Consider the following 22,492-nt stretch of genomic DNA (forward strand, 5'->3'; position numbering starts at 1 on the left):
AGGCTGCGCTATGGCGCTTCTGCGAACGGCACCACTTCGCGCTCTTCGGCCTCGGCGGCGACCAGGCGTTGCAGCAGCAGCGCCAGCGTCACCACATCCTGGTGGTTGTGGGCGGCGACGCGGCGCAGGTTGCGCGCGCTGCCGCCACGCAAATAGCTCAGCCATGCGGCCGGCGCTTCGGAGCCGGGCAGGTCGTCTTCGCGCACGATGCGCAGCAGCTGGCGTTCGATGGTTGACAGCTTGCAGTTCTCCCAGGTGCCGCGGTAACGGCGGCGGGTGGGATGCAGCAGGTCCACGTGGTCCAGCGCCGACAGCGGATCGGCGCTGCGCGCCAGCCGGTAGCGGGTCTTCAGCAGCGGCGCGTCGTAGCAGCGGCCGTTGTAGCTGGACAGCACCGTACTCGGCGCCAGCCAGGCGCGGAACGCTTCGAGCATGGCCTTCTCCGCACCCATCGTGGCCATCATCAGCTGGCGGATGCGCAGGCCGGGACCTTCGACGGGATGCAGGAACCAGTCGGCGGCGCCGATCATGAAGGCGCGGGTGCCGGTGCCGCCAGCCAGGCCGGTGGTCTCGGTGTCGAAGAACAGCAGGTCCGACGGCTGCACCGCGTCCTCGCGGCGGGCGAAGGCCAGCGAGAGCGCGGCGGCGGGGATCGGTTGCGGCAGGAAGGCTTCGATCAGGTGCAGGCCGGGCGCGATCTCCACGCCGGGCAGGTGGCGGTCTGCCGCCTGCGGCTTGCGCGGCGCCACGGCCGGCGCCACCGCGCGCTCGCGCATGCCGAGCAGGCGCCGCAGCGCGGCGACGTCGGCGCCGCGCCGGTCGAACGGTTCGATCGCGATCGGCGGCGCCACGGCGAGGGCGATGTCGCCGCGGTGCGCAGGCAACGGCGTGCGTGACGCGGGTGGGATGGGCGCTGCAACGGTGTCGCGTGGTGGCTTGCGCAGCAGCGTGGACCCGCTGGCGGGCGCGGCTGCCCTTGCAGGCACGGGTACCGACGCGTTGGCACCTCCGGCACCGGCAGGGCTGTTTGGCCGTACGCCCGGCGTCGACGGACGCGGCGCGTCCACGCTCGCATCGCCGGCCTGCTTGCGCAGCGCGCGCAGGCGTTCCAGGCTGATGCTCATGCGCGTGACGCCGACAATGCTGCGGGACCGGCATGGACTGCGATCGATGCGTCCTGCGGCACTACCCGTTGCAGCAGAAAACGCGATGCGCACCGACGTTCCAGCCTAACGCTCATACGCTCAACCCCGGCAACGCGCTGGCATCGGTGGATCGGTTCGATGCGTTGCTGCGCACCGATCGTTCCGGCAGCAAACGCAACCTGCACGGATGCCTGAAGCCGACGCTCATGCGCTCCGCTCCGTGAGCGTGTGGAGATCGACGTCGACGGCGCTCGACGCGCTATCCAGCATCACGCCTTGCGGCAACAGGCGCAATGCCCACGGACGCTCTGGGCCGATGCTCATGCGCTCCACTCCGGCAGCGCATCCAGCTCGCTGTCGATCGCGGTCGTTTCCTCGTCCAGTGCCGCGCCACCGTCCAGCAACAGGCGCAGCACCTGCAGCGCCAGTGCCTTCGGCGTGGTCGCGCTGTCCTCCTGCGCGGCCAGCACCGGGCCGACGCAGGCCGGGCAGCCGGCCACGCAGTCGCAGCGCTGCACCAGTTCGCGCGCGCGCTGCACCAGCTCGGCCTGGCGCTGCCACAGCGGTTCACTCAGGCCCACGCCGCCGGGGAAGTTGTCGTACAGGTACACGGTGGGCACGAACTGCTGCAGCTCCGCACCGACCGGCTCGCCGGTGTCGCCGCCGCGCAGCTGGCCGCGGCCCTTGGCGTCGGCCATCGCGAACCAGGCGCCGTCGCCGTCGCCCACCGCTTTTTGCAGGTCGCGCGCGTCGGCCATCACCGCCACCGTCGCCACTACGTGCAGTGCGTAGGCCGCGCCGAGGAAGCCGTCCAGCGCGTCCTGCTTGGCGGCGAACGCCTTCAGCAGCGTGGCCTGCGGCAGTTGCCACCACACCGCGGTGGTGTGCAGTTCCTGGTCGGGCAGGGTGACCGGGCCGTAGCCGATGTTCTCGTGGGTGTAGTAGCGGATCTTCTTGTAGCCGGCCACGCGTCGCACCACGTGCACCTCGCCGTGATGGCTGTCGCCGCGCCCGGCCGCGCCGCCGTCGAAGCGGTCCAGCACCTTGAGCTTGGTGAAGTCGATGCTGTCGGTGTAGTAGTCCACGTGGGTGCGGGTGACGTAGGCCTTGCGCCCGTCCCAGTCCAGTTTCTCGACCTGGTACGGGGTGCTCTGCACCATGTGGATCGCGCCCTCGTACAGGGTGAGCGCGGCGGCGGAATAGTCCACCTCGGCGATGATCTGCTGCTTGCCGTCGGTCTTGTCCACCACCACGAAATTGCCGTCGGCCACCGAGCGCAGGCTCACCGCGTTGGCCGGGTAGCTGTCGGCGATCCACTCCCAGCGGTCGCCTTCCTGATGCACCACGTCGCTTTCGGCCAGCGCTTCCAGAAACACCGCCGGATCCACCGGGCCGAACGCCTCGCCGGCGACGAAGGTCAGCTCGAACGCGGCGCAGCGGATGTGGTCGAACAGGATCAGCGGCTGGTCCGGGGCGATGCGGGCGTGTTCGGGCGAGGCATCGGCGAAGAAGTCCGGATGCCGCACCACGTACTGGTCCAGCGGCTGCGAGCTGGCCACCAGCACGCCCAGCGACGGCTGCTGGCGGCGCCCGGCGCGGCCGAAGCGCTGCCAGGTCGCGGCCACGCTGCCGGGGTAGCCGTTGAGCACCACCACGTCCAGCGCGCCGATGTCCACGCCCAGTTCCAGCGCCGAGGTGGAGACGATGCCGTCGATGCTGCCGGCGCGCATCGCGCGCTCGGCCTCGCGGCGTTCGGTGGGCAGGTAGCCGCCGCGGTAGGCGCGGATGCGCGGCGGCTTGCGCGGGTCGTGGTCGAAGATGTCCTTCAGGTACTTGGTCAGCACCTCCACCATCAGCCGGGTTTGGGCGAACACCAGGGTCTTCAGTCCGCTCTTGATCGCGATCCGCGCGATGCGGTTGCTCTGCGAGCGCGCCGACGCGCGCAGCCCCAGGTCGGCGTTGACCACCGGCGGGTTCCACAGCAGCACGTGTTTGTCGCCGGACGGCGCGCCGGATTCGGTGATCGCATGCACGCGCTGCTCGATCAGCGCCTCGGCGTGCGCGCGCGGATTGCCGATGGTCGCCGAGCACAGGATGAACTGCGGGTTGACCCCGTAGAACGCGCAGATGCGCTTGAGTCGGCGCAGCACGTTGGTGACATGGCTGCCGAACACGCCGCGGTAGGTATGGATCTCGTCGATCACCACGTAGCGCAGGTTCTCGAAGAACTGCGCCCACTTGGTGTGGTGCGGCAGGATCGCCTGGTGCAGCATGTCCGGGTTGCTGACCACGATGTCGCCGTGCAGGCGGATCGCCTGGCGCGCATCGCCCGGGGTGTCGCCGTCGAAGGTGAAGGCCTTCACCCCCAGCTCGCCGGCGCGGTTGAGTTCCAGCAACTCGGCCACCTGGTCCTGCTCCAGCGCCTTGGTCGGGAACAGGTACAGCGCCTTGGCCTGTGCGGTCATCGCCGCGGCCACCACCGGCAGCGTGTAGCACAGCGACTTGCCCGAGGCGGTCGGGGTGACGATGGCCACGTGCTCGCCGCGCTGCGCCGCGTCCCAGGCCTCGGCCTGATGGCTGTACAGCTGCGCGATGCCGCGCGCCTTCAGCGCCGCGACCAGTGCCGCCGGCACGTCGTCCGGGATCGGCGCATAGCGGCCCGCGCGGCCGGGGAGCATGAAGCTGCCGGTGATGCGGTCGTGGTAGCGCCGCTCCAGCCGCTCGGTCAGCAGTGCGCCGTCGCGCGAGGGCTCGCCGCCGGTGGTGGACAGGGCGCGCTCGGCGTCCTCGGTGCGGCGGGCTAGGGCGTGGGCGGGCATCGGCACGGCTCTCAAAGCGGGACAGGGAAGCGGAAACGCGTCTCAGGGTATGAGACACGACACTGCGGATGCGAACGCACCGACTGACCGCGTTCAGAAGACGCGGGAATTGGCGGCATGCGCGCAAGCCATCGCCTTGGGCATAGCATGCGCCGAGGCGCACCGATCGAGCGAAGCGCGATGAAAACCCTGCCCAACATCCATCCCGGCGACGTCCTGCTGGAGGAATTCCTGACGCCGCTGGGCATCAGCCAGAATGCACTGGCGCGCGCCGCATCAACGAGATCGTGCTGGGCAAGCGCAGCGTCAGCGCCGACAGCGCGATCCGGCTGGCGGCCGCGCGCGGTACCAGCGAGCGCTTCTGGCTCTGCCTGCAGGCCGATCACGACCTGGAACAGGCACGGCGCGCGCTGGGGCGCGCAGGCGTGCAAGATCGCGCGCATCGCGGCGTAGCCCACGCAGGTGCGTGGCCGCCTTGGCGATGGCGGACGGCGACGGCGCGCGCAGACCGACAACGCTGACCTGATCGTCGCGGCCAGCGGGTATCCTGTGCTCCCCCCTAGCGCAGCGGCGCCGTCCCCCGACGCGCCGCAGACTCGCCTTGTCCCTGCCTGCCCCTGCTATCGCCGCTCACTACAAGACCGCCGGCGCCCGCCGCGCCGACCTGATCGTGCACGCCGCTGGCCTGCTGCTGTCCATCGTCGGCGGCGCCATGCTGATCTGGCGCCCCCACGCCAACCACGCGCTGCTCCTGGCCACCTGCGTCTACGCGCTGGGGATGCTGGTGATGTTCGCCTGCTCGGCGGCCTACAACTTCGCCCCGCCGCAGCGCCAGCCGCTCCTGCGCAAGCTCGACCACGCCGGCATCTTCGTGATGATCGCCGGCTCCTACACGCCGCTGTTCGTGCTGGCGCTGTCCGGCGCCTGGGTCTGGTCGATGACCCTGGCGGTGTGGGGCGTGGCGCTGTTCGGCGTGTTCGCCAAACTGTTCCTGCCCGGCATCAGCAAGGGCTTCTGGGTGGCGATCTACCTGCTGCTGGGCTGGGCCGGCATCGTCGCGATCAAGCCGCTCATGGCCAACCTGGACAGCGCCGTGCTGTGGTGCATCGCCGCTGGCGGCATGTTCTACACCGTGGGCGTGGGCTTCTACGTGCGCAAGTCGATGGTCTACAACCGCGCCATCTGGCACGCGCACGTGCTCGGCGGCGCACTGAGCCACTGGTGCGCGATCTGGCTGTGCCTGCAGCCGTTGCAGGCGGCCTGAGCGTCCGCGGCGCGGCGCTGGTGAGGTTCAGCCGGCAACCGTAAGCTCGGCATCTGCAATGGGTATGCCTGGGAAAGGACCGATCTCGATGAGCAATGCCGTGCGTTCCGTCGTTGCCGCCGCGCTGCTTGGCGTGGTCGCGCATGCGCATGCCCAGCAGGCCGCCCCCGATCCCGCACCCGCACCCGCCGTGGCCAGCCCGCCGCAGCAGGACATCCAGACCCTCGACGAAGTGCGCGCGCTGCCGCCGGACCAGGAGCAGCCGCTGGACCTTTACCGCTTCAAGAATCCGGTCAGCGCCCAACCCAGCCGCTTCGACAAGGACTGGCGGCCACCGCCCTCGGTGGAGCAGGTCAGCCAGGGCGGGGGCTACCTCGCGCTCGGCATCTATTACGTTGCCGGCAAGGTCGCCAAGGGCCTGCACACTCTCACCGGCGCGCCGGACCAGGTCCAGCCGGCCATCGCCCGCCCAGCGCCGTTGAGCGACGCGCAGATCCGTCGTGCGGCAGAGTTTTGCGATGCGCAGAACGCGGAGTGCGCGGACAAGCCGTGAGCGTGTCCCGGCGGGTGCTGCGGTCGGGTTGAGCGGCTCGCCGGCCGGTACCCCTATCCCGTGGCCGATCGCGCCGCTGCATTCGGGATTCGGTCCGGGCCCCCCGCGTTGCGCGGATCCGGCATCACGCCTGCACCGCCCTGTTGCGCGGCGTGCGCAGCGGGGCGGGCAGGCACCTGCTACTTACAGCGTGCAGCGCACACGGCGGCCGCGCGTGACCAAGGTGTCGGTGCGCGCGTCGTAGCTACGGTAGCGCTGCTGACAGGTGTGCACGTGGCGATACCAATCGTCGTGCCGCGACCGGTGCGCGGGGGGATTGCCCGGGCGTGGACCCCACTTGGGATCCCAGCGGCCATAGCGCCTGTCGTCCGGGCGATCGTCCCTGCGGTGGTCGCCGGGCCGATCGTCATGCCGGGGGGCGTCGCGGCGATCGTGGCCGAGTTGGCCCGGCCGCGGCGGGTCGTCGTGGCGCCGGCCATCGTCGTGGCGGTCCTGCGGCGGGACCTGGTCGGCGCCTGCAACGGCGGGAAGGCCGGCGGCCAGGGCGCAAGCGAGCACAACTCCAAGCATCTTGTTCATTCGATTCTCCATGGGCGGGTAACGCAGTGCGTGCGATCCGGTGCCGACGCTACGCGCACCGGTACGCTCACGCCGTGATGCCGGCCGCCGCCTGGCGCACGACGCGGCCGCGGCGGGTCATCGCTGCCGCCACGCCTGCTCGGCATTTCAGTCCGCACGGCCACGGCGCTTCCCGGCGCTCGCATGCGCTGAAGCCGGCGGCCGTGCCGGTGCCGAACCCCTGCGGCACCGGTAGCGCGTGCCGCAGGGGCCCGTCCACCAGTGCCGGCGGCGGGCACGTTGGGCCATCGTGCCAGTCGCCCAGGGCGATGGCGTCTGTGTGCATGGACTCCCCCCGCTGCGGATGGCTGCAATCGTGCGCAGACCAATCCTCCATCAACGCCGGGTTGCATTGCGCACAAGGGCGACGAGCTGAGCGGCGCCGCCGCACACGCAGACGCGGCGAATGCGCACATGCGCTTACCACGTCAGCGACGTGCGTACTTTTCCAGCTCGTTGGCGCGTGCGTTGATCCGCTCCAGCGCCGCTTCTGCGCGCTGCAAGGCGGCTGCCTGGCCGCCGCCGCCGAGCGCCTTGTCCAGATCTCCCGCCTGCGCATCGGATTGCTGCCAGGTGTACTGCGCGTCCATCAGCTTGGCCCTGTCGCTGCCGCTGAGCCGGTAGCGCAGGGTGTCGTAGGCCCGGGCCATGCGATCTTCCTGCGCTCTGCGTTCGCGCTCGATGCAGCGCTGTTGGTCGTACACCCCGCTGGCCTGCTTGCGGCAGTCCAGATAGGCGGCGGACAAGCCCTTGGGCGCATTGGGGTTTGCCGACGGTTGTTGCTGCTGTTGCAGTTGCTGGAGTTGCTGAAGTTGTTGTTGGATCTGTTGCTGTTGCTGTTGCTGTTGCATCTGTTGCTGTGCTTGATCCTGCTGCGCGCTGGCTTCGGCGCTGGCGGCCGCCGCGGCCAGCAACACGATCCACAACAGCCAGCGGCGCTGGTTTCCCTTGCTTTGCATACGTCCTCCCCGTTCTGCCGATGCTGATCCTGATGTGCACAGCTTTAACAAGGGTGCGGTTAATGTTTTGCTAAGGATAGCGAAGGTCACGGCCAGGTCGGCGTAGCGCGCGCGATCGCAACGCAACACTGTGCACGGCTGCGACGCCCTCGGCCTGCGTCCGCAACCTGGCCTTGGCTGGGTAAAGCCTCCCGTGACCGAACGGTTGCTTGTGACGCCACTCCAGACGCGGGCGCCGCGCGACATCCTCAGCCTGTGCCTGCACGGCGCGCTGCAGTGCACCGATCCGCCGACCTTTTAATGCGAGCAGGACATGCCGTTGCTGCGCCAGCTGGCTGGCGCCACGCAAGATCCGCAAGCCGACGTTCCGCTGAACGCCGGTCGGCAGGCGTCGGCACTTTCCGACATTCGCGCTGGCGTTTGCGCCGGACAATCGGTAAGCATGCGCCCTCGCCGACAGCCGAGGCTGTCGGCGACCCTTTCCACCGGTGCCTGCCCATGCTCGACCCTGTTGCCGCTGTTTCCGACGATCCCGTTGCACGGGTGGCCGCGCGTATCGATCGCCTGCCGGCGACGGCGACGTTGTGGCGCCTGGTCGCGCTGCTCGGGCTGGGCGGCTTCTTCGAGCTGTACGACCTGTTCCAGACCGCTTACATCAGCCCGGGCCTGCTGCGCGACGGCATCTTCGCCACCGGCGCGGCGGGCGTGTTCGGCATCGCCGATCAGGCTGCGTTCGCCTCGGCGACGTTCCTGGGCCTGTTTCTCGGCGCCAGCCTGCTCAGTCCGTTCGCCGACCGCTTCGGACGCCGCCCGGTGTTCACCTTCGCCCTGCTCTGGTACACCGCCGCGACCGTGGCGATGGGGCTGCAGAGCACGGCGCTGGGGGTGATCGGGTGGCGTTTCGTGGTCGGCATCGGTCTGGGCATCGAGCTGGTCACCATCGACACCTACCTGTCCGAGCTGATGCCCAGGCACATGCGCGGGTCGGCCTTCGCGTTCGTGTTCTTCGTGCAGTTCCTGGCGGTGCCGGCGGTGGCGGTGAGCGCGTGGGCGCTGGTGCCGCATGCGCCGTTCGGGGTCAGCGGCTGGCGTTGGGTGGTGCTGCTCAGCGGCATGTTCGCGGTGGCGATCTGGTGGCTGCGCCGGCGCCTGCCGGAATCGGCGCGCTGGCTGGCGGCGCAGGGCCGGCATGCCGAGGCCGATGCCGTGCTGTGCGATCTGGAAGCACGCTGTACGGCCGACCTGGGCCGCGCGCTGGACACGCCGCAGATCGAACCAGCGCTCGCCTGCGCTGCGACCCAGCCGCGTTTCGGTGCGTTGTGGAAGGCGCCCTACCGGCGCCGCGTGTTGATGCTGGTGGCGTTCCATGTGTTCCAGGCGATCGGCTTCTTCGGCTTCGGCAACTGGTTGCCGACGCTGTTGTCGGCGCAAGGCGCCGACAGCGTGCACGGACTGGGCTATGCGTTCGCGATCTCGCTGGCGTATCCGCTGGCACCGCTGCTGTTGCTGCGCGGCGCCCAACGCTGGGAGAACAAGTGGCAGGTGGTGTGGTCGGCGCTCGGCGCGGTGCTGTTCGGCACGCTGTTCGCCTGGCAGACCCAGCCGTTGGCGATCATCGCCTGCGGCGCGGCGATCACCTTCTGCAATGCCTGGATGAGCTTCGCCTACCACGGCTACCAGGCCGAGCTGTTCCCGACCGCGCTGCGCGCCCGTGCGGTGGGCTTCTGCTATTCCTTCAGTCGCCTGTCCACCGCCGGCAGCAGCCTGCTGATCGGCCTGCTGCTGGAGCGTACCGGCAACCGCGGGGTGCTTGCCTTCATCGTCGCCAGCCTGCTGGCGGTGGCCGTGGTCATCGGCGTGTTCGGCCCGCGCACCCGCAACCGCACCCTGGAGCAGATCGCGGGCTAGGGCCGCGGCGAGCGGCCGCGTACCGGCTTTCCCGCGTTCGTCATCTGCCCTCGACAACATTGCGGCGGCGGCCGGTGCATGCTGTGCGCTCCCACGCCACGACTCCTGGCCATGACCTCCAATCTCCCCGTTCCCGCCATGGATGCCGCCGACCACCGCGATCTGGCCCAGGCGCATGCGCTGCTTGAACATCCCGGCCTGGCGGCGAAGATCGCCAATACCGTCGGCGCGCCGATCGAGGACCTGCTCAGCAAGCGCCTGCCCAAGGCGCTGTCCTCGCGCATCGACGCGGTCAGCCAGCGCGCGCTGCGCATCGCCTTGCGCTCGGCGCTGCTGACCCTGCGCACGCAGGCGCCGGGCACGGCGCGGCCGCGCCTGCATGGCATGGCGGTGGCCGCCACCGGCGCGGCCGGCGGTTTCTTCGGCCTGCCCGGGCTGCTGGTGGAGCTGCCGCTGACCACCACGCTGATGCTGCGTTCGATCGCCGACATCGCCCGCGCCGAGGGCGAGCGGCTGGACGATCCGGCGACCACCCTGGCCTGCCTGGAAGTGCTGGCGCACGGTGGTCGCAGCGCGCGCGACGACGGCAGCGAGTCGGGTTACTTCGCGGTGCGCACGGCGATGGCGCAACAGCTCAGCGCCGCCGCGCAATACGTCGCCGCGCACGGCATCGGCAGCAAGGGCGCGCCGGCGCTGGTGTCGCTGATGTCGCGGATCGCGGCGAAGTTCTCGATCACGGTCAGCGAAAAACTGGCGGCGCAGGCGGTGCCGCTGGTCGGCGCGGCCAGCGGCGCGCTGCTCAACACGGTATTCATGTCCCACTTCCAGGCGATGGCGCGCGGCCACTTCATCGTGCGCCGGCTGGAGCGGCGCTACGGCGAGGTCGCGGTGCGGCAGGCGTACGAGGCGTTGCCGGCGTCGGCGTAAGCCAGCGCAGCCGCTCGCTTCCCGCCGCTGCTGTTCAACACCGGCACGCGGGTAGCCGAACGGAGCCCTGTCGCCTCCCTCGTTCGCGCCTGGTCGATCTGCGCCGCAAAGCGGAGCTGCATGCAGGGGACGGCATGGGCCATGCGTTCGTCATCGCCCCAGACTGGCCGCCGCTGCCCCGCAGTGGCACAGTGGCAGCTGGCGCCGCAGCGTGCCAGCGCGGCGCTGCCGCCGCTTTCGTTTCCACGCAGGGCCCCGCCATGAAAACCCGTTCCAGATCCGAGACCGACGACGACCAGCCGCGCCTGGCGGTGCTGATCGATGCCGACAACGCGCAACCGTCGGTGATCGAAGGCTTGCTGGCCGAAGTGGCCAAGTACGGCGTGGCCAGCGTCAAGCGCATCTACGGCGACTTCACCAGCACGCGCATGACCCAGTGGAAGCAGGCGCTGCTGAAGCATTCGATCAGCTCGGTGCAGCAGTTCGCCTACACCAGCGGCAAGAACGCCACCGACAGCTCGCTGATCATCGACGCGATGGACCTGCTGTACACCGGCCGTTTCGACGGTTTCTGCCTGGTCTCCAGCGACAGCGACTTCACCCGCCTGGCGCAGCGCCTGCGCGAGGAGGGGCCGACCGTGTACGGCTTTGGCGAGCGCAAGACCCCGGACGCGTTCGTGCAGGCCTGCGACAAGTTCATCTACACCGAAGTGCTGCGCAGCGAGGCCGCCAGCAGCGAACCGTCCAAGCCGTCAACGCCCGCCGCCAAGCCCGCGCGCAAGGCAAGCAAGGCGCCGCAGGCCGCGCAGGCGGCCAGGCCTGAAGCGACCGCGACCGCCCCTGCCGCGCCGGCCGATGCGAAGGCCGCGCCGCTGTCGGCACCGCTGAAACTGCTGCGCCAGGCGATCGAGGAAGCCTCCGACGACCAGGGCTGGGCCGGGCTCGGCAGCGTCGGCAGTTATCTCAACAAGGTGCGCCCGGATTTCGATCCGCGCCTGTACGGGCACAAGAAGCTGAGCGACCTGCTGCGCCGGCTGTCGGCGCAGTAAGCTGAGCGACCTGCTGCGCCGGCTGTCGGCGCAGTTCGAACTCGAGGAGCGCGGCAACGAAGGCAGCGGCAAGCGCATCTTCGTGCGTTCGCGCAGTTGAGCCCTCCGACACCCTGCGCTGCAGCGCGCGCAGCTGAGACATGACGATGACCGACAAACCCTACGCGCCCTCCTGCGAGCGCAATCGCGCGCCGATCCTGCAGGTGCTGCAGCGGCATTTCGCCGATCGCCGGCAGGTGCTGGAGATCGGCAGCGGTACCGGCCAGCATGCGGTGTATTTCGCCGCCGCGCTGCCGCAGTTGACCTGGCAATGCAGCGAGCGCGCCGAGCAGCTGCCCGGCATCGCGCACTGGCTGGACGCGGCGGCATTGCCGAACACGCCGCCGGCCTTGGCGCTGGACGTGCAGCACGGGCCATGGCCAAGCGCCGGCTACGATGCGGGGTTCACCGCCAATACGCTGCATATCATGGGCTGGCCCGCGGTGCAGGCGTTCTTCGCCGGTGTCGGCACGCTGTTGGCCGATCGCGATGACGGCATGCTGGCGGTGTATGGGCCGTTCAACTACGGCGGCACGTTCAGCAGCGACAGCAACCGCGTGTTCGACGCCTGGCTGAAGGCGCGCGATGCTGCGAGCGGGATCCGCGATGTCGAGGCGGTCGCCGCGCTGGCGCAGGCGCAGGGCCTGCTGCTGCAGGAGGATGCGGCAATGCCGGCGAACAATCGCTGCCTGGTGTGGCGGCGCGGCTGAGGCACGCGCCGCGCGCTCGCAGCCGCCGTCGTTGCGAAGGCGTGACGGGACCCGGGCGCAGCCTCATCGCGCGCTCACCCCGGTGGCACGGGGGATTAACCGGACCTTCGCCACTGTGCGATCACCACGGGCCGATGCAGATGGCCGGTGATCCTTATCACGGCGGAGCGTTCCCATGAGCAGCAGCAACGAAGCACGCGATCTCAATCGCGATCCCATCTCCGGCACGCCGGGTTCGCATCCGGTCGGGGTCGGCATCGGCGGCGCCGCGGGCGGCGTCGCCGCCGGTGCGCTGGCCGGCACCGTGTTCGGTCCGCTCGGCACGCTGATCGGCGCCGCGGTCGGCGTGGTCGCCGGTGCGGCCGCGGGCAAGGGCGTGGCCGAACGCATCGACCCCACTGGCGAAGCCGAGTATTGGCGCGAGGAATACCGCAACCGCGACTACGTGAAGTCCGACTACGACTACGAGCGCGATTACGCGGCCGCGTACGGCCTCGGCCTGCAGGCGCGCGAGCAGTATCCGACCCGCAGCTGGGAAGAGAGCGAAACCGAGCTGTCGCGCGACTGGGGCACGCGCCGCGGCGACTCGCGCCTGGAGTGGGAGGATGCGCGCCTGGCGGCACGCGATTCCTGGCAGCGTGCGGACACCACGTATCGCACCTACGAGGACAGCGACCGCTACTACGCCGAACGCTTCGACAGCGTGGACTACCGCGATGCCGATGCCGGCTATGACGACTACCGTCCGGCCTACCGCTACGGCGTGCAGGCGCGCAGCCGCCATCAGGGCCGCGACTGGGACGAGCGCCTGGAGACCGATCTGGAAAGCGGCTGGGAACGCGCCAAGGACCGTTCGCGGCTGACCTGGGCGCAGGCCAAGGCAGCGGTGCGCGAGGCCTTCCATTCGGACCGCTATCACGGGTCGGGTCGTGGCACGCCGCCGGATCCGCGGGCCTGAACCGGCGCATCGCCAGGCCAGGGCAAGCGTGCCGCCCGATGCCTGGCGATGCGTGCTTTCCGACCTGGAAAGCTGATGCCTGCTGTCCAATCTGTAGGAGCGACTGTCTTCAGTTGCGACGAGCGCAGTGGCGGGCCTTCCGGCTTCGGAAGTAAGTTGTCGCGGCTGAAGCCGCTCCTACAGTGCACCCGGCAGGCGATCCGCAGTCCGTGTAGGAGCGGCTTCAGCCGCGACCGGGACTTGCCGATAACGCCTGGTCGCGGCTGAAGCCGCTCCTACAGAAATCGGGTGCCTTGCACACAAGGCTGTGCCGGTCGCTCCTGGATTCGGACCAGCCCTGCCACTTGAGTGCTGATACTTGTGGAAGCGACTTCAGTCGCGACGGGGCCTTCGCGGCTAAGTCCCGTTGCCACTGAAGTCGCTGCCACAGTCTTTATGCGTGGCGCTGCATGTCAGGAGTCGTGGGCGGATTGCAAGACGCATTTGGTCGCTGGACGCCGCTCCAGCAAGCAAGCGCTGACACCTGGCGCAGACGCCGCAGCACATCGCAACAGCGCGATCGGCGGCCGACTCCGCATCACGCCGCCTGCACGATGTGCAGCGCCTTCGGATTGCGCCAGGTCGCCAGCAGCCGTGCCTCGCGCTGCTTGGCGTCGTGCAGGTGCGCTTCCTTGACGTGGCCGTAGCCGCGGATGTGTTCCGGCACGCTGGCGATCTCCACCGCCAGCGCCAGGTTGTCGGCGCCGAGGCGTTCCAGCAGCTCGCCCACGGTGCGTTCGTAGTCGGCGATCAGCTGCCGTTCGCCGCGGCGTTCGGCGCTGTAGCCGAACAGGTCGAACGCGCCGCCGCGCAGCACGCGCAGCTTGGCCAGCCACTTGAAGGCGGTGAACATCCATGGCCCGAACTCGCGCTTGAGCGCGCGGCCTTGCGCGTCCTTCCTGGCCAGCAGCGGCGGCGCCAGGTGGAAGCGCAGCGAATAGGCGCCGTCGAACTGCTGCTGCAGCTGGCGCTGAAAATCGCCGCTGGTATACAGCCGCGCCACTTCGTATTCGTCCTTGTAGGCCATCAGCTTGAACGCGTAGCGCGCCACCGCCTCGGTCAAGGCGGTGGAACCGGCGGCGACGCGCTGCTCGGCCTCGCGCACGCGCTCCACCAGCGCGGCGTAGCGCGCGGCGTAGGCGGCGTCCTGGTAATCGACCAGGAACGCACGGCGGCGCGCGACCAGTTCGTGCAGCGAGCGCGACAGGCGGGTGTCGTCCAGCGGCGCATGGTCGGTGTCGGTGTCGGTGTCGGTGGCGTCGCCGGCGGCGGGCAGGTCGCGCGCCTGGCGCGCGTTGTGCGGATTGCGCGGCGCGGCGCTGGCGCCGCCCTCGTGGCCTTCCCACTCGCCGGGCGGCAGTTGCTGCAGGCGTTGCGCGGCGGATTCGGCCCCGGTCGCGACGCTGCCGGGCATGCCTGCGGCCTGCTGCACCGCGGCCAGGTCCAGCGCGGCCAGGCGGCCCCAGGCGAAGGCCTGCTGGTTCATCGCCACGGCAGCGCCGTTGAGTTCGATCGCGCGCATCAGCGCGGCGTACGACAGCGGCACCAGCCCCTGTTGCCAGGCATAGCCGAGCATGAACAGGTTGCTGGCGATGGCGTCGCCGAGCAGCGCGGTGGCCAGTTGCGTGGCGTCGAGCAGCAAGGGCTCGCGCCCGCCCAGGGCCAGGCGCACGCCGGCGACGATGTCGGCGGCGGGGAACTGCATGTCCGGATGCGTGGTGAAGCTGCCGGGCATCGCTTCGTAGGTGTTGAGCACCACCTGCGAGCGGTCGCCGCGCACCTTGGACAGCGCCCAGTAGTCGTTGACCACGACCATGTCGCAGCCCAGCACCAGATCCGCCTCGCCGGCGGCGATGCGCACCGCGTGCAGATCCTCGGGCTGGCGCGCCAGGCGGATATGGGTGGTGACCGCGCCGCCCTTCTGTGCCAGCCCGGTCTGGTCGAGCACGCTGGCGCCCTTGCCTTCCAGGTGTCCGGCCATGCCCAGCAGCGCGCCGATGGTGACCACGCCGGTGCCGCCGACGCCGGTGATCAGGATGTTCCAGGGCTGGCTCAGGTCGCTGCGGAAACTGGGCAGCGGCAGGTCCTGCAGCAGCGTGGCCGCGTCGGCCTTGCCGCCCTTGCGCAGCTGCCCGCCGTGCACGGTGACGAAGCTGGGGCAGAAGCCGGAGACGCAGGAGTAGTCCTTGTTGCAGCCGGACTGGTCGATCTGGCGCTTGCGCCCGAACTCGGTCTCCTTCGGCAGCACCGACACGCAGAAGCTCTTCTCGCCGCAATCGCCGCAGCCTTCGCAGACCAGCGAATTGACCAGCACGCGCTTGGCCGGATCGGGCAGCTTGCCGCGCTTGCGCCGGCGCCGCTTCTCGGTGGCGCAGGTCTGGTCGTAGATCAGGATGCTGGTGCCTTTGACCTCGCGCAGGCGCTTTTGCACCGCGTCCAGCTCGCTGCGGTCGTGGAATTCCACCTCGCTGGGGAACAGTTCGCGGCGCCGCGTCCACTTGCCGATGTCGTCGCTGACCAGCGCGATGCTGTGCACGCCTTCGGCGCGCATCTGCCGGGCGATGTCGGGCACGCTGAGGCTGCCGTCCACCGGCTGCCCGCCGGTCATCGCCACCGCGTCGTTGTAGAGGATCTTGTAGGTGATGTTGACGCCGGCGGCGATCGATTGCCGGATCGCCAGCGAGCCGCTGTGGAAATAGGTGCCGTCGCCCAGGTTCTGGAACACGTGCGGGGTGTCGGTGAACGGCGCCTGCCCGGCCCAGGTGACGCCTTCGCCGCCCATGTGGGTGAAGGTGTCGGTGGAGCGGTCCATCCACGTCACCATGTAGTGGCAGCCGATCCCGCCCAGCGCGCGCGAGCCCTCCGGCACCACGGTGGAGGTGTTGTGCGGGCAGCCGGAGCAGTAGTGCGGCACGCGCGGGAAATTGGCGCGCGGCAGGGCCATTTCCGCTTCCTTGGCCTCCATCCAGCGCAGCCGTTGCTCGATCGATTCGGTATTGAAGAAGCGTTGGATGCGCTTGCCGATCACCGCGGCGATGGTCGCCGGGGTCAGTTCGCCGGTGGACGGCAGGATCCACTCGCCAGCCTCGTCGTACTTGCCGACGATGCTCGGGCGCGGACCGGCGCTGGCCGGCCAGTTGTAGAACTGCTCCTTCATCTGCCGCTCGATGAAGGCCTTCTTCTCCTCCACCACCACGATGTCGTCCAGGCCCTGCGCGAACGCGGCAATGCCGATCGGCTCCAGCGGCCAGGTCATGCCGACCTTGTATACGCGGATGCCGATGTCGCGGCAGGCGCGCGCGTCCAGGCCCAGGTATTCCAGCGCCTGCAGCACGTCCAGGTAACTCTTGCCGGTGGTGACGATGCCCAGCCGCGCGTGCGGCGAATCCATCACCGTGCGATCCACGCCGTTGGCGCGGGCGAAGGCCTGCGCGGCGCCTATCGCGTAACGGTGCAGGCGCATCTCCTGGTCCAGCGGCGGATCCGGCCAGCGGATGTTGAGCCCGCCCGGCGGCAGTTCGAAATCCTCCGGCAGCACGATCTGCCGCGCGAACGGATCCACCTCCACCGAGGCCGAGGATTCCACCGTCTCGGCGATGGTCTTGAAGCCGATCCAGCGCCCGGTGTAGCGGCTCATCGCCCAGCCGAGCAGGCCCAGGTCGAGGATGTCCTGCACCCCGGCCGGATTGAGCACCGGCATCATCGCGCTGACGAATTCCTCTTCCGAGCCGTGCGGCAGGGTCGAACTGCGGCAGGCGTGGTCGTCGGCGGCCAGCGCCAGCACGCCGCCGTGGCGCGAGGTGCCGGCGGCGTTGGCGTGCTTGAACACGTCGCCGCAGCGGTCCACACCCGGGCCCTTGCCGTACCACATCGCGTACACGCCATCCACGCGCGCGCCGGGGAACAGGTTGGTCTGTTGCGTGCCCCACACCATGGTCGCGCCCAGGTCCTCGTTGAGGCCGGGCTGGAACTTCACCTTGGCCGCGTCCAGGTGCTTGCGCGCGCGCCACAGCTCCAGGTCGAAGCCGCCCAGCGGACTGCCGCGGTAGCCACTGACGAAGCCGCCGGTGTTCAACCCGGCGGCACGGTCGCGCAGCTGCTGCATCAGCGGCAGGCGCACCAAGGCCTGCACCCCGGACAGGTAGATGCGGCCGTCGGTGCGGGTGTACTTGTGCTCCAGCGTATAGCCGCCATCCACGCTGTCGGCGGCCGGTGCGGCGAGGGAAGACGGCAGACGCGGATCGGCAGTGCGGTTCATGGCGTGCCCGGAGATGGAAGGCTGGCGCGTGCGCGGCGCAGGCCAGGCACGATGCGCCGATTGTATCAGTGGCATTTTGTGAGCCCGCTCCTCGCCGCTGGCGGCGGACGCGGTTAGGATGCCGATGGGGTAGGGGACCATGCGCCGAGGGGTTGTCAGCAGTGAATGCACATAGATACGCACTGGCCGCGATGCTGGCCTGGGTGGGCATGGCCGCGGCCGATGCGCACGCACAGGCCTTGCCCGCGCCGAAGGAGTTCTATTTCGACCAGGACCGCAGCACTACGCGGCCGGTGGCGCCGATCGCCGGCAGCGGCCAGGCCCTGGTCGATCGTCTCGCCAGCACCGTGCAGCGCGATCCGAACGCGGTCGAGGCACGCGCGCAGCTGGCCGCGATCGCCATGGCCGGCGGGCGCCGCGCACTGGGCGAAGAGCTGTACCAGACCGCGCTGAGCGCTGGCGCGCAGCGCCGCCAGATCGAGTGGAACTACGGCTGGGACCTGTTGCGTGCCGGCGATCCGGCGCACGCGCTGGCGCAATGGAGCGGCCTGGTCAATGGCCGCCCGGCGGCGCCGGACTGGGTGCCACCGACGCTGGCGTTGGTGCTGTGGCGGCTGGACCGCAAGGATGAGGCGGTGAAGTGGTATGCCGCCGCGGTGCGTACCTGGCCGGACCAGTGGGGTGCCGGCGCCGACTTCGCCAAGCTGCTGCCGGCCTGGCGCGACGACGAACGCGCGACCCTGGCCGAGGTGCAGGCCGCCTGGCAGGCCAAGCCGCCCGCCTGGCCCTGAGCCGCGCTTGCATCCGCGCCGCGGCCCGAGTCGCCGCCACCGCAGCTGGCGATGGCGCGGCTGGGCCACTGCAGCAGGGTCTTCGGCCCCGATGCTGTGCGCGGTCGTCAGGTGCATCGCTCCGTTCGTCGCGGCTGAAGTCGCTCCTACAGGTAGCAAGCGGCGGACTCGTTGGGTGCACTGTAGGAGCAACTTCAGCCGCGACAGGTTGCCCAAGCCGCTGCGATCCCCGGCCTTTTCGTGGTCCACCCGTCACGACGGTTTCTGAAGCCCGGCAACCGGACGGCGCCGCGCGTGGCGATTGAAGTCGCTTCCGCAATCAATGGCTTGCAGCGAGCCGGCGGGTGCACTGTGGGAGGGATTTCAGTCCCGACTGTTTCCGGGGCTGGATAGTTGGACGGTTTCGTTCGTCGCGGCTGAAGCGGCTCCTACAGGGGTTTGCGGCGAGCCAGCCGGGTGCACTGTGGGAGGACTTCAGGCCCGACAGCATCCGAAGCCGGAGGGGTTCTCGCTGCACTTGTCGCGGTTGAAATCGTTCCTGCCGGGCACCCGCCATGCGCTGATCGCCGCCTGCGCGCTTCATGTCGCGCGCTTACGCCGCGGCGAACGGAGAACGGCCGTAGAACCGCGCCAGGTGCGCGGCGACTTCCGGCATCTCGCGCTGCAGCCGCGCCGGCGCGGAGAAGTGGTATTCGCTGACCACCGCGAAGAATTCTTCCGGCGCCTCGGTGGCGTAGGCGTCGATCTCGCTGGCGCGGCCGCGGTCCACGCGCTTGCACAACGCGTCGTAGCTGCGCTGGAAATCCGCGGCCCAGTGCCGCTGCCAGTCGCGCGGCAGCGGCGGCGTGCCGTCCAGTGCGCCGTCGAGCACGTCGAGCTTGTGCGCCATCTCGTGCACCGCCACGCAGTAGCCGGCGTGGGGGTCGTCCAGGTCGGCCTGCACGTCGGCCCAGGACAGGATCAGCGGGCCGCTGTCCCAGGATTCGCCGATCAGCTCGTCTTCCCATTCGTGCAGCACGCCGGCCGCATCGACGTGGCTGCGCTGCACGCGGAACGCGTCCGGATACACCAGCAGTTGCGACCAGCCGCGCAGGCCCTCGGCCCCGAATTCCAGCAACGGCAGGCAGCACAACGCAGCCAGCACGGTGCGCTGCGCCGCGTCCAGGGTCAGCCCGTCCAGCGGCGAGATGGTCTTGCGTTGCAGGAAGTGCGCGGCCAGCGTGCGCAGCGTGTGCTCTCGCTGCGCATCCAGTGCCGCCACCCACGCGCAGCGCTGCCGCACCAGGTGCCAGGTCGCATCGTCGATCGCCACAGGCGCCGGCCTCAGCCAGCGCAACCAGCGTGGGATCAGCGGAACATCCCCGGCAGGAAGCTGTGCCACTTGGGCATGCGCAGGCGCGGCACCAGGTCGCTGTCGCTGCCGCCGCCGCTTGGCGCCGCCGGCTTGGCCGCAGCCGAGGACGGGCGCGCCGTCGCTGCCGGGCGTGCCTGCACGGCGTCCGCGTCGGTCGCGTCGGTATAGACGCAGTCGTTGCGCTGCTTGCTCGCCAGTGCTTCGGACGCCTGGGCGGCGGCCAGCGGGAGCAACAGCAGGATCAGGCACGGCAGGAAGCGGCGCATCGTCGGCATCCAGGGCGAGCGGCGGTGAATCGCGATTCTAACGCGGTTTTCACCCGCTGCGGGGCTGGCGCTGGGCGCAGGGCCGGCGCTTCCCGCATACTTTTGCGTCCCCAATCACGTCTTCAGGGGCGTGTGGATTGAAACGAGGCGATGGAATCGGCGTGGACGAGCGCGAACTACTGGCCCGGCTCAGCCAGGGCCGCCTTTCCGGCGACGCCCTGGCGCGTTCGTTCGGGCTGACCCGGGCCGCGGTGTGGAAGCGCATCCAGGGCCTGCGCGCGGCCGGGGTGGAGATCGACGGCCGCGCCGGCGAGGGCTATGGGCTGGCACGGCCGCTGGAATTGCTCGAGGCCGAGCGTATCGGCGCCGCGCTGGCGCCGGCGGCGCGCGACGAGCTGGCCGGGCTGGAAATCGCCTGGAGCCTGGCTTCCAGCAACAGCACGCTGCTGGCGCGGCCGGCCCCGCCGCGCGGCAGCCAGGTGCTGCTGGCCGAGCGCCAGACCGGCGGCCGCGGCCGCCGTGGCCGGGTCTGGGCCTCGCCGCTGGCGGCGCATCTGTACCTGTCGGTGGCGCGCGGCTTCGACGGCGGGCTGGGCCGCCTCGGCGGGCTCAGCCTGGCCGCCGGCGTCGCCGTGGCCGAGGCGCTGCACGCGGCCGGCTTCGCCACGGTCGGGCTGAAATGGCCGAACGACCTGCTCGCCGACGGGCACAAACTCGGCGGCTTGCTGGTCGAAGGCGGCGGCGAGTTCGCCGGGCCGGCGCGCGCGGTGATCGGCCTGGGCCTCAATGTGCGCATGCCGGCGGCCAGCGCCGCGAGCATCGACCAGCCGTGGACCGACCTGGCCACGCTGGCCGGCACCGGCGCCAAGGTCTCGCGCAACGCGATCGCGGCCACAGTGCTGTCGCACCTGCTGCCGGCGCTGGCGCTGTTCGACGCGCAGGGCCTGGCGCCGTTCCTGCCGCGCTATGCCGCGCTGGACCTGCTCGCCGGGCGCGCGATCCGCATCGACGAGGGCGGCGTCGCCCGCGAGGGCGTGGCGCTGGGGCTGGCCGACGACGGTGCATTGCGGGTGGCCTTCGCCGATGGCGAGCGCGCGCTGCATGCCGGCGAAGTCAGCGTGAGGCCGGCATGAGCGACTGCTTGTTCGACCTGGGCAATTCGCGCTTCAAGTTCGCCGCGCTGGAGCGCGGCCATCCCGGCGCCGTGCAGGCCTGGCCGCATGGCGCCGAAGCGATGGACGCGGCGGCGGTGGCGGCGCTGCCGCGCGGCGACACCGCTTATGTCGCCAGCGTCGCCGCGCCGGCACTGACCGCGACGGTGCTGGACGCGTTGCGTACCCGCTTCGCGCAGGTGCGGGTGGCGCGCACCGAGGCGGTCTGCGCCGGCGTGCGCATCGCCTATGCGCAGCCGCACAAGTTTGGCGTGGACCGCTTCCTGGCGCTGCTCGCCGCGCACGGCGACGGCGATGTGCTGGTGGTCGGGGTCGGCACCGCGCTGACCCTGGACCTGCTCGATCGCGACGGCCTGCACCATGGCGGGCGCATCGCACCGTCGCCGACCACGATGCGCCAGGCCCTGCAGCAGCGTGCGGCGCAGTTGCCGGCCGAGGGCGGCAACTATCATGAGTTCGCCGCCGATACCGCCGATGCGCTGGCCTCCGGTTGCGACGGCGCGGCGCTGGCGCTGATCGAACGCAGCCTGCAGCGGGGCGAGGCGCTGCTGGCGCGGCGGCCACGGCTGCTGCTGCACGGCGGCGGCGCACCGCCGTTGCTGCACGCGTTGCCGGCCGCCGAGCAGCGGCCATCGCTGGTGCTGGACGGGCTGGCGCTGTGGGCGCAGGCGCATGCCGCGGCCGGATGTGCCGGGTAGAATCGGCGCATGCTCGTTCGCGCCCTGCTCGTCGTCCTGGCCATCCTCAATCTCGGTGTCGCGCTGTGGTGGGCGACGCAGCCGCAGACCCCGGCGCCTGCGCCGCTGCCGGCGCTGCCGGCCGGCGTGGCGACGCTGCAATTGGTGCAGGTGCCGCAGGCCACAGCACAGACTTCTGCCCCGGTACCTGCTGCCGCTGCCGCGGCGCCGTCCGTGGCCGACCCCGCAGCCAGCGCGCCGGCCGCTGTCGCTCCGGCAGTCCCCGGCGCACTCGTCGCGGACGCGCCGGCGCGCACGGCGGTGCCCGCTACCGCATCGCCGGTTGCCGCCACGGCGCCGCCTGCGCCGGTCGAGGCGTCCAGCGCAGCAGCAGTGGTCACCGCCGCCGATCCTGCCGCCGCGTCGGTCTGCCTGAGCCTGGGGCCATATCCCGACCGCGCCGCCGCTCAGGCGGCCGTGGTCGCACTCGGCGCGTCCGCGCCGCGTCCGCGCCTGCGCGAGGTCGGCGACGGCGACGGCGACGCCAGCAGTTTCCGCGTGCTGCTGCCGACCATCGGCGGCGAGGACGGGGTCAAGGCCGCGGTCGATCGCATCGTCGCCGCCGGCATCCGCGACTATTACCCGATCCGCGAGGGCGATGCCGGCAATGCCATCGCCCTGGGCCAGTACCGCAGCCGCGAAGGCGCCGAACGCCGCAAGGCCGAGCTGGCCCGCGCCGGCTTCAACGTCGATCTGATTCCCAGCGGCAGCAGCGGCCAGTCGCGCTGGTGGCTGGACCTGCGCGCCGACTCCGCGGCGCAGGCCGTGGCGCTGCGCCGGCGCCTCGGCGCGCCGCGGCAACGCGTGCTGGACTGCGCCACGCTGCGCTAGAATGCCGCGCCGCGGCGGCTTCGGCCGTGTGCGGCCGCCGCGGATCGCGGTCCAGCGCCGCCGCCGCGATGTGCCGCAGCGGCCTCCAGCAGGTA

Annotated in this window: 19 protein-coding genes and 1 pseudogene; 12 read left to right on the forward strand and 8 right to left on the reverse strand. The window is 70.6% G+C overall.

The genetic code is table 11. From position 1 onward, the window contains the following. Positions 1-8 precede the first annotated feature (8 nt). Together KHF85_RS00945 and KHF85_RS00950 are read right to left on the reverse strand one after the other, a co-directional pair. Complete coding sequence (locus KHF85_RS00945; RefSeq protein WP_345782173.1) at positions 9-1,124, reverse strand: ribonuclease H-like domain-containing protein; 1,116 nt, start codon at positions 1,122-1,124, stop codon at positions 9-11. A gap of 341 nt (positions 1,125-1,465) precedes the next feature. Further along, complete coding sequence (locus KHF85_RS00950) at positions 1,466-3,964, reverse strand: DEAD/DEAH box helicase (protein WP_284568170.1); 2,499 nt, start codon at positions 3,962-3,964, stop codon at positions 1,466-1,468. Between the two features lie 180 nt (positions 3,965-4,144). On the opposite strand from KHF85_RS00950, the pseudogene KHF85_RS00955 reads away from it, so the two are divergent. The 3 genes and pseudogenes from KHF85_RS00955 (at position 4,145) to KHF85_RS00965 (ending at position 5,781) form a co-directional block, all read left to right on the forward strand. Next, positions 4,145-4,417 (forward strand): annotated as a pseudogene (locus tag KHF85_RS00955) (HigA family addiction module antitoxin). Positions 4,418-4,565: 148 nt separating this feature from the next. After that, positions 4,566-5,228, forward strand: coding sequence for a PAQR family membrane homeostasis protein TrhA (trhA, locus tag KHF85_RS00960; protein ID WP_409976636.1), 663 nt, complete (start codon positions 4,566-4,568; stop codon positions 5,226-5,228). A gap of 88 nt (positions 5,229-5,316) precedes the next feature. Next, positions 5,317-5,781 carry a hypothetical protein gene (locus KHF85_RS00965; RefSeq protein WP_284568171.1) on the forward strand — a complete coding sequence of 155 codons (465 nt, stop codon included), beginning with the start codon at positions 5,317-5,319 and terminating at the stop codon, positions 5,779-5,781. 183 nt (positions 5,782-5,964) lie between these two features. Here KHF85_RS00965 and KHF85_RS00970 read toward each other — a convergent pair whose 3' ends face one another. The 3 genes from KHF85_RS00970 to KHF85_RS00980 all read right to left on the reverse strand — a co-directional run bounded on the left by KHF85_RS00970 (position 5,965) and on the right by KHF85_RS00980 (position 7,448). After that, a complete protein-coding gene (locus tag KHF85_RS00970) occupies positions 5,965-6,360 on the reverse strand; it encodes a BA14K family protein (RefSeq protein WP_284568172.1) in 396 nt (131 codons plus the stop codon). A 67-nt stretch (positions 6,361-6,427) separates the two neighbouring features. Continuing rightward, positions 6,428-6,685: a hypothetical protein gene (locus KHF85_RS00975; RefSeq protein ID WP_284568173.1), complete on the reverse strand. Its 258-nt coding sequence runs from the start codon at positions 6,683-6,685 to the stop codon at positions 6,428-6,430. Positions 6,686-6,827: 142 nt separating this feature from the next. Next, the gene (locus KHF85_RS00980; RefSeq protein ID WP_284568174.1) at positions 6,828-7,448 is read right to left on the reverse strand and encodes a lysozyme inhibitor LprI family protein; all 621 of its coding nucleotides are present in this window, start codon (positions 7,446-7,448) and stop codon (positions 6,828-6,830) included. Between the two features lie 408 nt (positions 7,449-7,856). Here KHF85_RS00980 and KHF85_RS00985 point away from each other — a divergent pair, with 408 nt between their 5' ends. From KHF85_RS00985 to KHF85_RS01005, 5 genes are all read left to right on the forward strand, one after another. Continuing rightward, positions 7,857-9,266, forward strand: coding sequence for an MFS transporter (locus KHF85_RS00985; RefSeq protein ID WP_284568175.1), 1,410 nt, complete (start codon positions 7,857-7,859; stop codon positions 9,264-9,266). Positions 9,267-9,377: 111 nt separating this feature from the next. After that, a complete protein-coding gene (locus KHF85_RS00990) occupies positions 9,378-10,193 on the forward strand; it encodes an EcsC family protein (protein WP_231104361.1) in 816 nt (271 codons plus the stop codon). A gap of 260 nt (positions 10,194-10,453) precedes the next feature. Beyond that, positions 10,454-11,242 (forward strand): NYN domain-containing protein, encoded by a 789-nt coding sequence (locus KHF85_RS00995; protein WP_409976637.1) that lies wholly within the window; start codon positions 10,454-10,456, stop codon positions 11,240-11,242. 146 nt (positions 11,243-11,388) lie between these two features. Beyond that, complete coding sequence (locus KHF85_RS01000; RefSeq protein WP_284568176.1) at positions 11,389-11,991, forward strand: DUF938 domain-containing protein; 603 nt, start codon at positions 11,389-11,391, stop codon at positions 11,989-11,991. A gap of 175 nt (positions 11,992-12,166) precedes the next feature. Next, complete coding sequence (locus KHF85_RS01005) at positions 12,167-12,949, forward strand: hypothetical protein (RefSeq protein ID WP_284568177.1); 783 nt, start codon at positions 12,167-12,169, stop codon at positions 12,947-12,949. 577 nt (positions 12,950-13,526) lie between these two features. Here KHF85_RS01005 and KHF85_RS01010 read toward each other — a convergent pair. Beyond that, positions 13,527-17,246 (reverse strand): indolepyruvate ferredoxin oxidoreductase family protein, encoded by a 3,720-nt coding sequence (locus KHF85_RS01010; RefSeq protein ID WP_284568178.1) that lies wholly within the window; start codon positions 17,244-17,246, stop codon positions 13,527-13,529. A gap of 191 nt (positions 17,247-17,437) precedes the next feature. On the opposite strand from KHF85_RS01010, the gene KHF85_RS01015 reads away from it, so the two are divergent. Beyond that, positions 17,438-18,037: a tetratricopeptide repeat protein gene (locus KHF85_RS01015; protein ID WP_064540918.1), complete on the forward strand. Its 600-nt coding sequence runs from the start codon at positions 17,438-17,440 to the stop codon at positions 18,035-18,037. 592 nt (positions 18,038-18,629) lie between these two features. Here the strand turns inward: KHF85_RS01015 and KHF85_RS01020 are convergent. After that, positions 18,630-19,418 carry a M90 family metallopeptidase gene (locus KHF85_RS01020; protein ID WP_284568179.1) on the reverse strand — a complete coding sequence of 263 codons (789 nt, stop codon included), beginning with the start codon at positions 19,416-19,418 and terminating at the stop codon, positions 18,630-18,632. Beyond that, positions 19,385-19,657, reverse strand: a complete 273-nt coding sequence (locus KHF85_RS01025) for a hypothetical protein (protein ID WP_284568180.1) — start codon at positions 19,655-19,657, stop codon at positions 19,385-19,387. The genes KHF85_RS01020 and KHF85_RS01025 overlap by 34 nt, the downstream gene beginning before the upstream one ends. A 161-nt stretch (positions 19,658-19,818) precedes the next feature. On the opposite strand from KHF85_RS01025, the gene birA reads away from it, so the two are divergent. From birA to KHF85_RS01040, 3 genes are read left to right on the forward strand one after another with little or no spacing between them, the layout of a single operon-like run. Further along, on the forward strand, positions 19,819-20,790 hold the full coding sequence (gene birA, locus KHF85_RS01030; RefSeq protein ID WP_284568181.1) for a bifunctional biotin--[acetyl-CoA-carboxylase] ligase/biotin operon repressor BirA: 972 nt from the start codon (positions 19,819-19,821) through the stop codon (positions 20,788-20,790). Further along, on the forward strand, positions 20,787-21,527 hold the full coding sequence (locus KHF85_RS01035; RefSeq protein WP_284568182.1) for a type III pantothenate kinase: 741 nt from the start codon (positions 20,787-20,789) through the stop codon (positions 21,525-21,527). The genes birA and KHF85_RS01035 overlap by 4 nt, the downstream gene beginning before the upstream one ends. Positions 21,528-21,536: 9 nt before the next feature. Beyond that, positions 21,537-22,397, forward strand: a complete 861-nt coding sequence (locus KHF85_RS01040; RefSeq protein ID WP_284568183.1) for an SPOR domain-containing protein — start codon at positions 21,537-21,539, stop codon at positions 22,395-22,397. The last annotated feature ends 95 nt before the right edge of the window (positions 22,398-22,492 follow it).

Origin of the sequence: Xanthomonas graminis pv. graminis (assembly GCF_030168915.1) — a bacterium.
GTDB classification, from domain to species: domain Bacteria; phylum Pseudomonadota; class Gammaproteobacteria; order Xanthomonadales; family Xanthomonadaceae; genus Xanthomonas_A; species Xanthomonas_A translucens.

Coding starts and splice junctions, on each gene's coding strand:
- KHF85_RS00945 (WP_345782173.1), bottom strand. CDS start 1,124: ATGAGCATCAGCCTGGAACGCCTGCGCGCGCTGCGCAAGCAGGCCGGC.
- KHF85_RS00950 (WP_284568170.1), bottom strand. CDS start 3,964: ATGCCCGCCCACGCCCTAGCCCGCCGCACCGAGGACGCCGAGCGCGCC.
- KHF85_RS00965 (WP_284568171.1), top strand. CDS start 5,317: ATGAGCAATGCCGTGCGTTCCGTCGTTGCCGCCGCGCTGCTTGGCGTG.
- KHF85_RS00970 (WP_284568172.1), bottom strand. CDS start 6,360: ATGAACAAGATGCTTGGAGTTGTGCTCGCTTGCGCCCTGGCCGCCGGC.
- KHF85_RS00975 (WP_284568173.1), bottom strand. CDS start 6,685: ATGCACACAGACGCCATCGCCCTGGGCGACTGGCACGATGGCCCAACG.
- KHF85_RS00985 (WP_284568175.1), top strand. CDS start 7,857: ATGCTCGACCCTGTTGCCGCTGTTTCCGACGATCCCGTTGCACGGGTG.
- KHF85_RS00990 (WP_231104361.1), top strand. CDS start 9,378: ATGACCTCCAATCTCCCCGTTCCCGCCATGGATGCCGCCGACCACCGC.
- KHF85_RS00995 (WP_409976637.1), top strand. CDS start 10,454: ATGAAAACCCGTTCCAGATCCGAGACCGACGACGACCAGCCGCGCCTG.
- KHF85_RS01000 (WP_284568176.1), top strand. CDS start 11,389: ATGACCGACAAACCCTACGCGCCCTCCTGCGAGCGCAATCGCGCGCCG.
- KHF85_RS01005 (WP_284568177.1), top strand. CDS start 12,167: ATGAGCAGCAGCAACGAAGCACGCGATCTCAATCGCGATCCCATCTCC.
- KHF85_RS01010 (WP_284568178.1), bottom strand. CDS start 17,246: ATGAACCGCACTGCCGATCCGCGTCTGCCGTCTTCCCTCGCCGCACCG.
- KHF85_RS01015 (WP_064540918.1), top strand. CDS start 17,438: ATGCTGGCCTGGGTGGGCATGGCCGCGGCCGATGCGCACGCACAGGCC.
- KHF85_RS01025 (WP_284568180.1), bottom strand. CDS start 19,657: ATGCGCCGCTTCCTGCCGTGCCTGATCCTGCTGTTGCTCCCGCTGGCC.
- KHF85_RS01035 (WP_284568182.1), top strand. CDS start 20,787: ATGAGCGACTGCTTGTTCGACCTGGGCAATTCGCGCTTCAAGTTCGCC.
- KHF85_RS01040 (WP_284568183.1), top strand. CDS start 21,537: ATGCTCGTTCGCGCCCTGCTCGTCGTCCTGGCCATCCTCAATCTCGGT.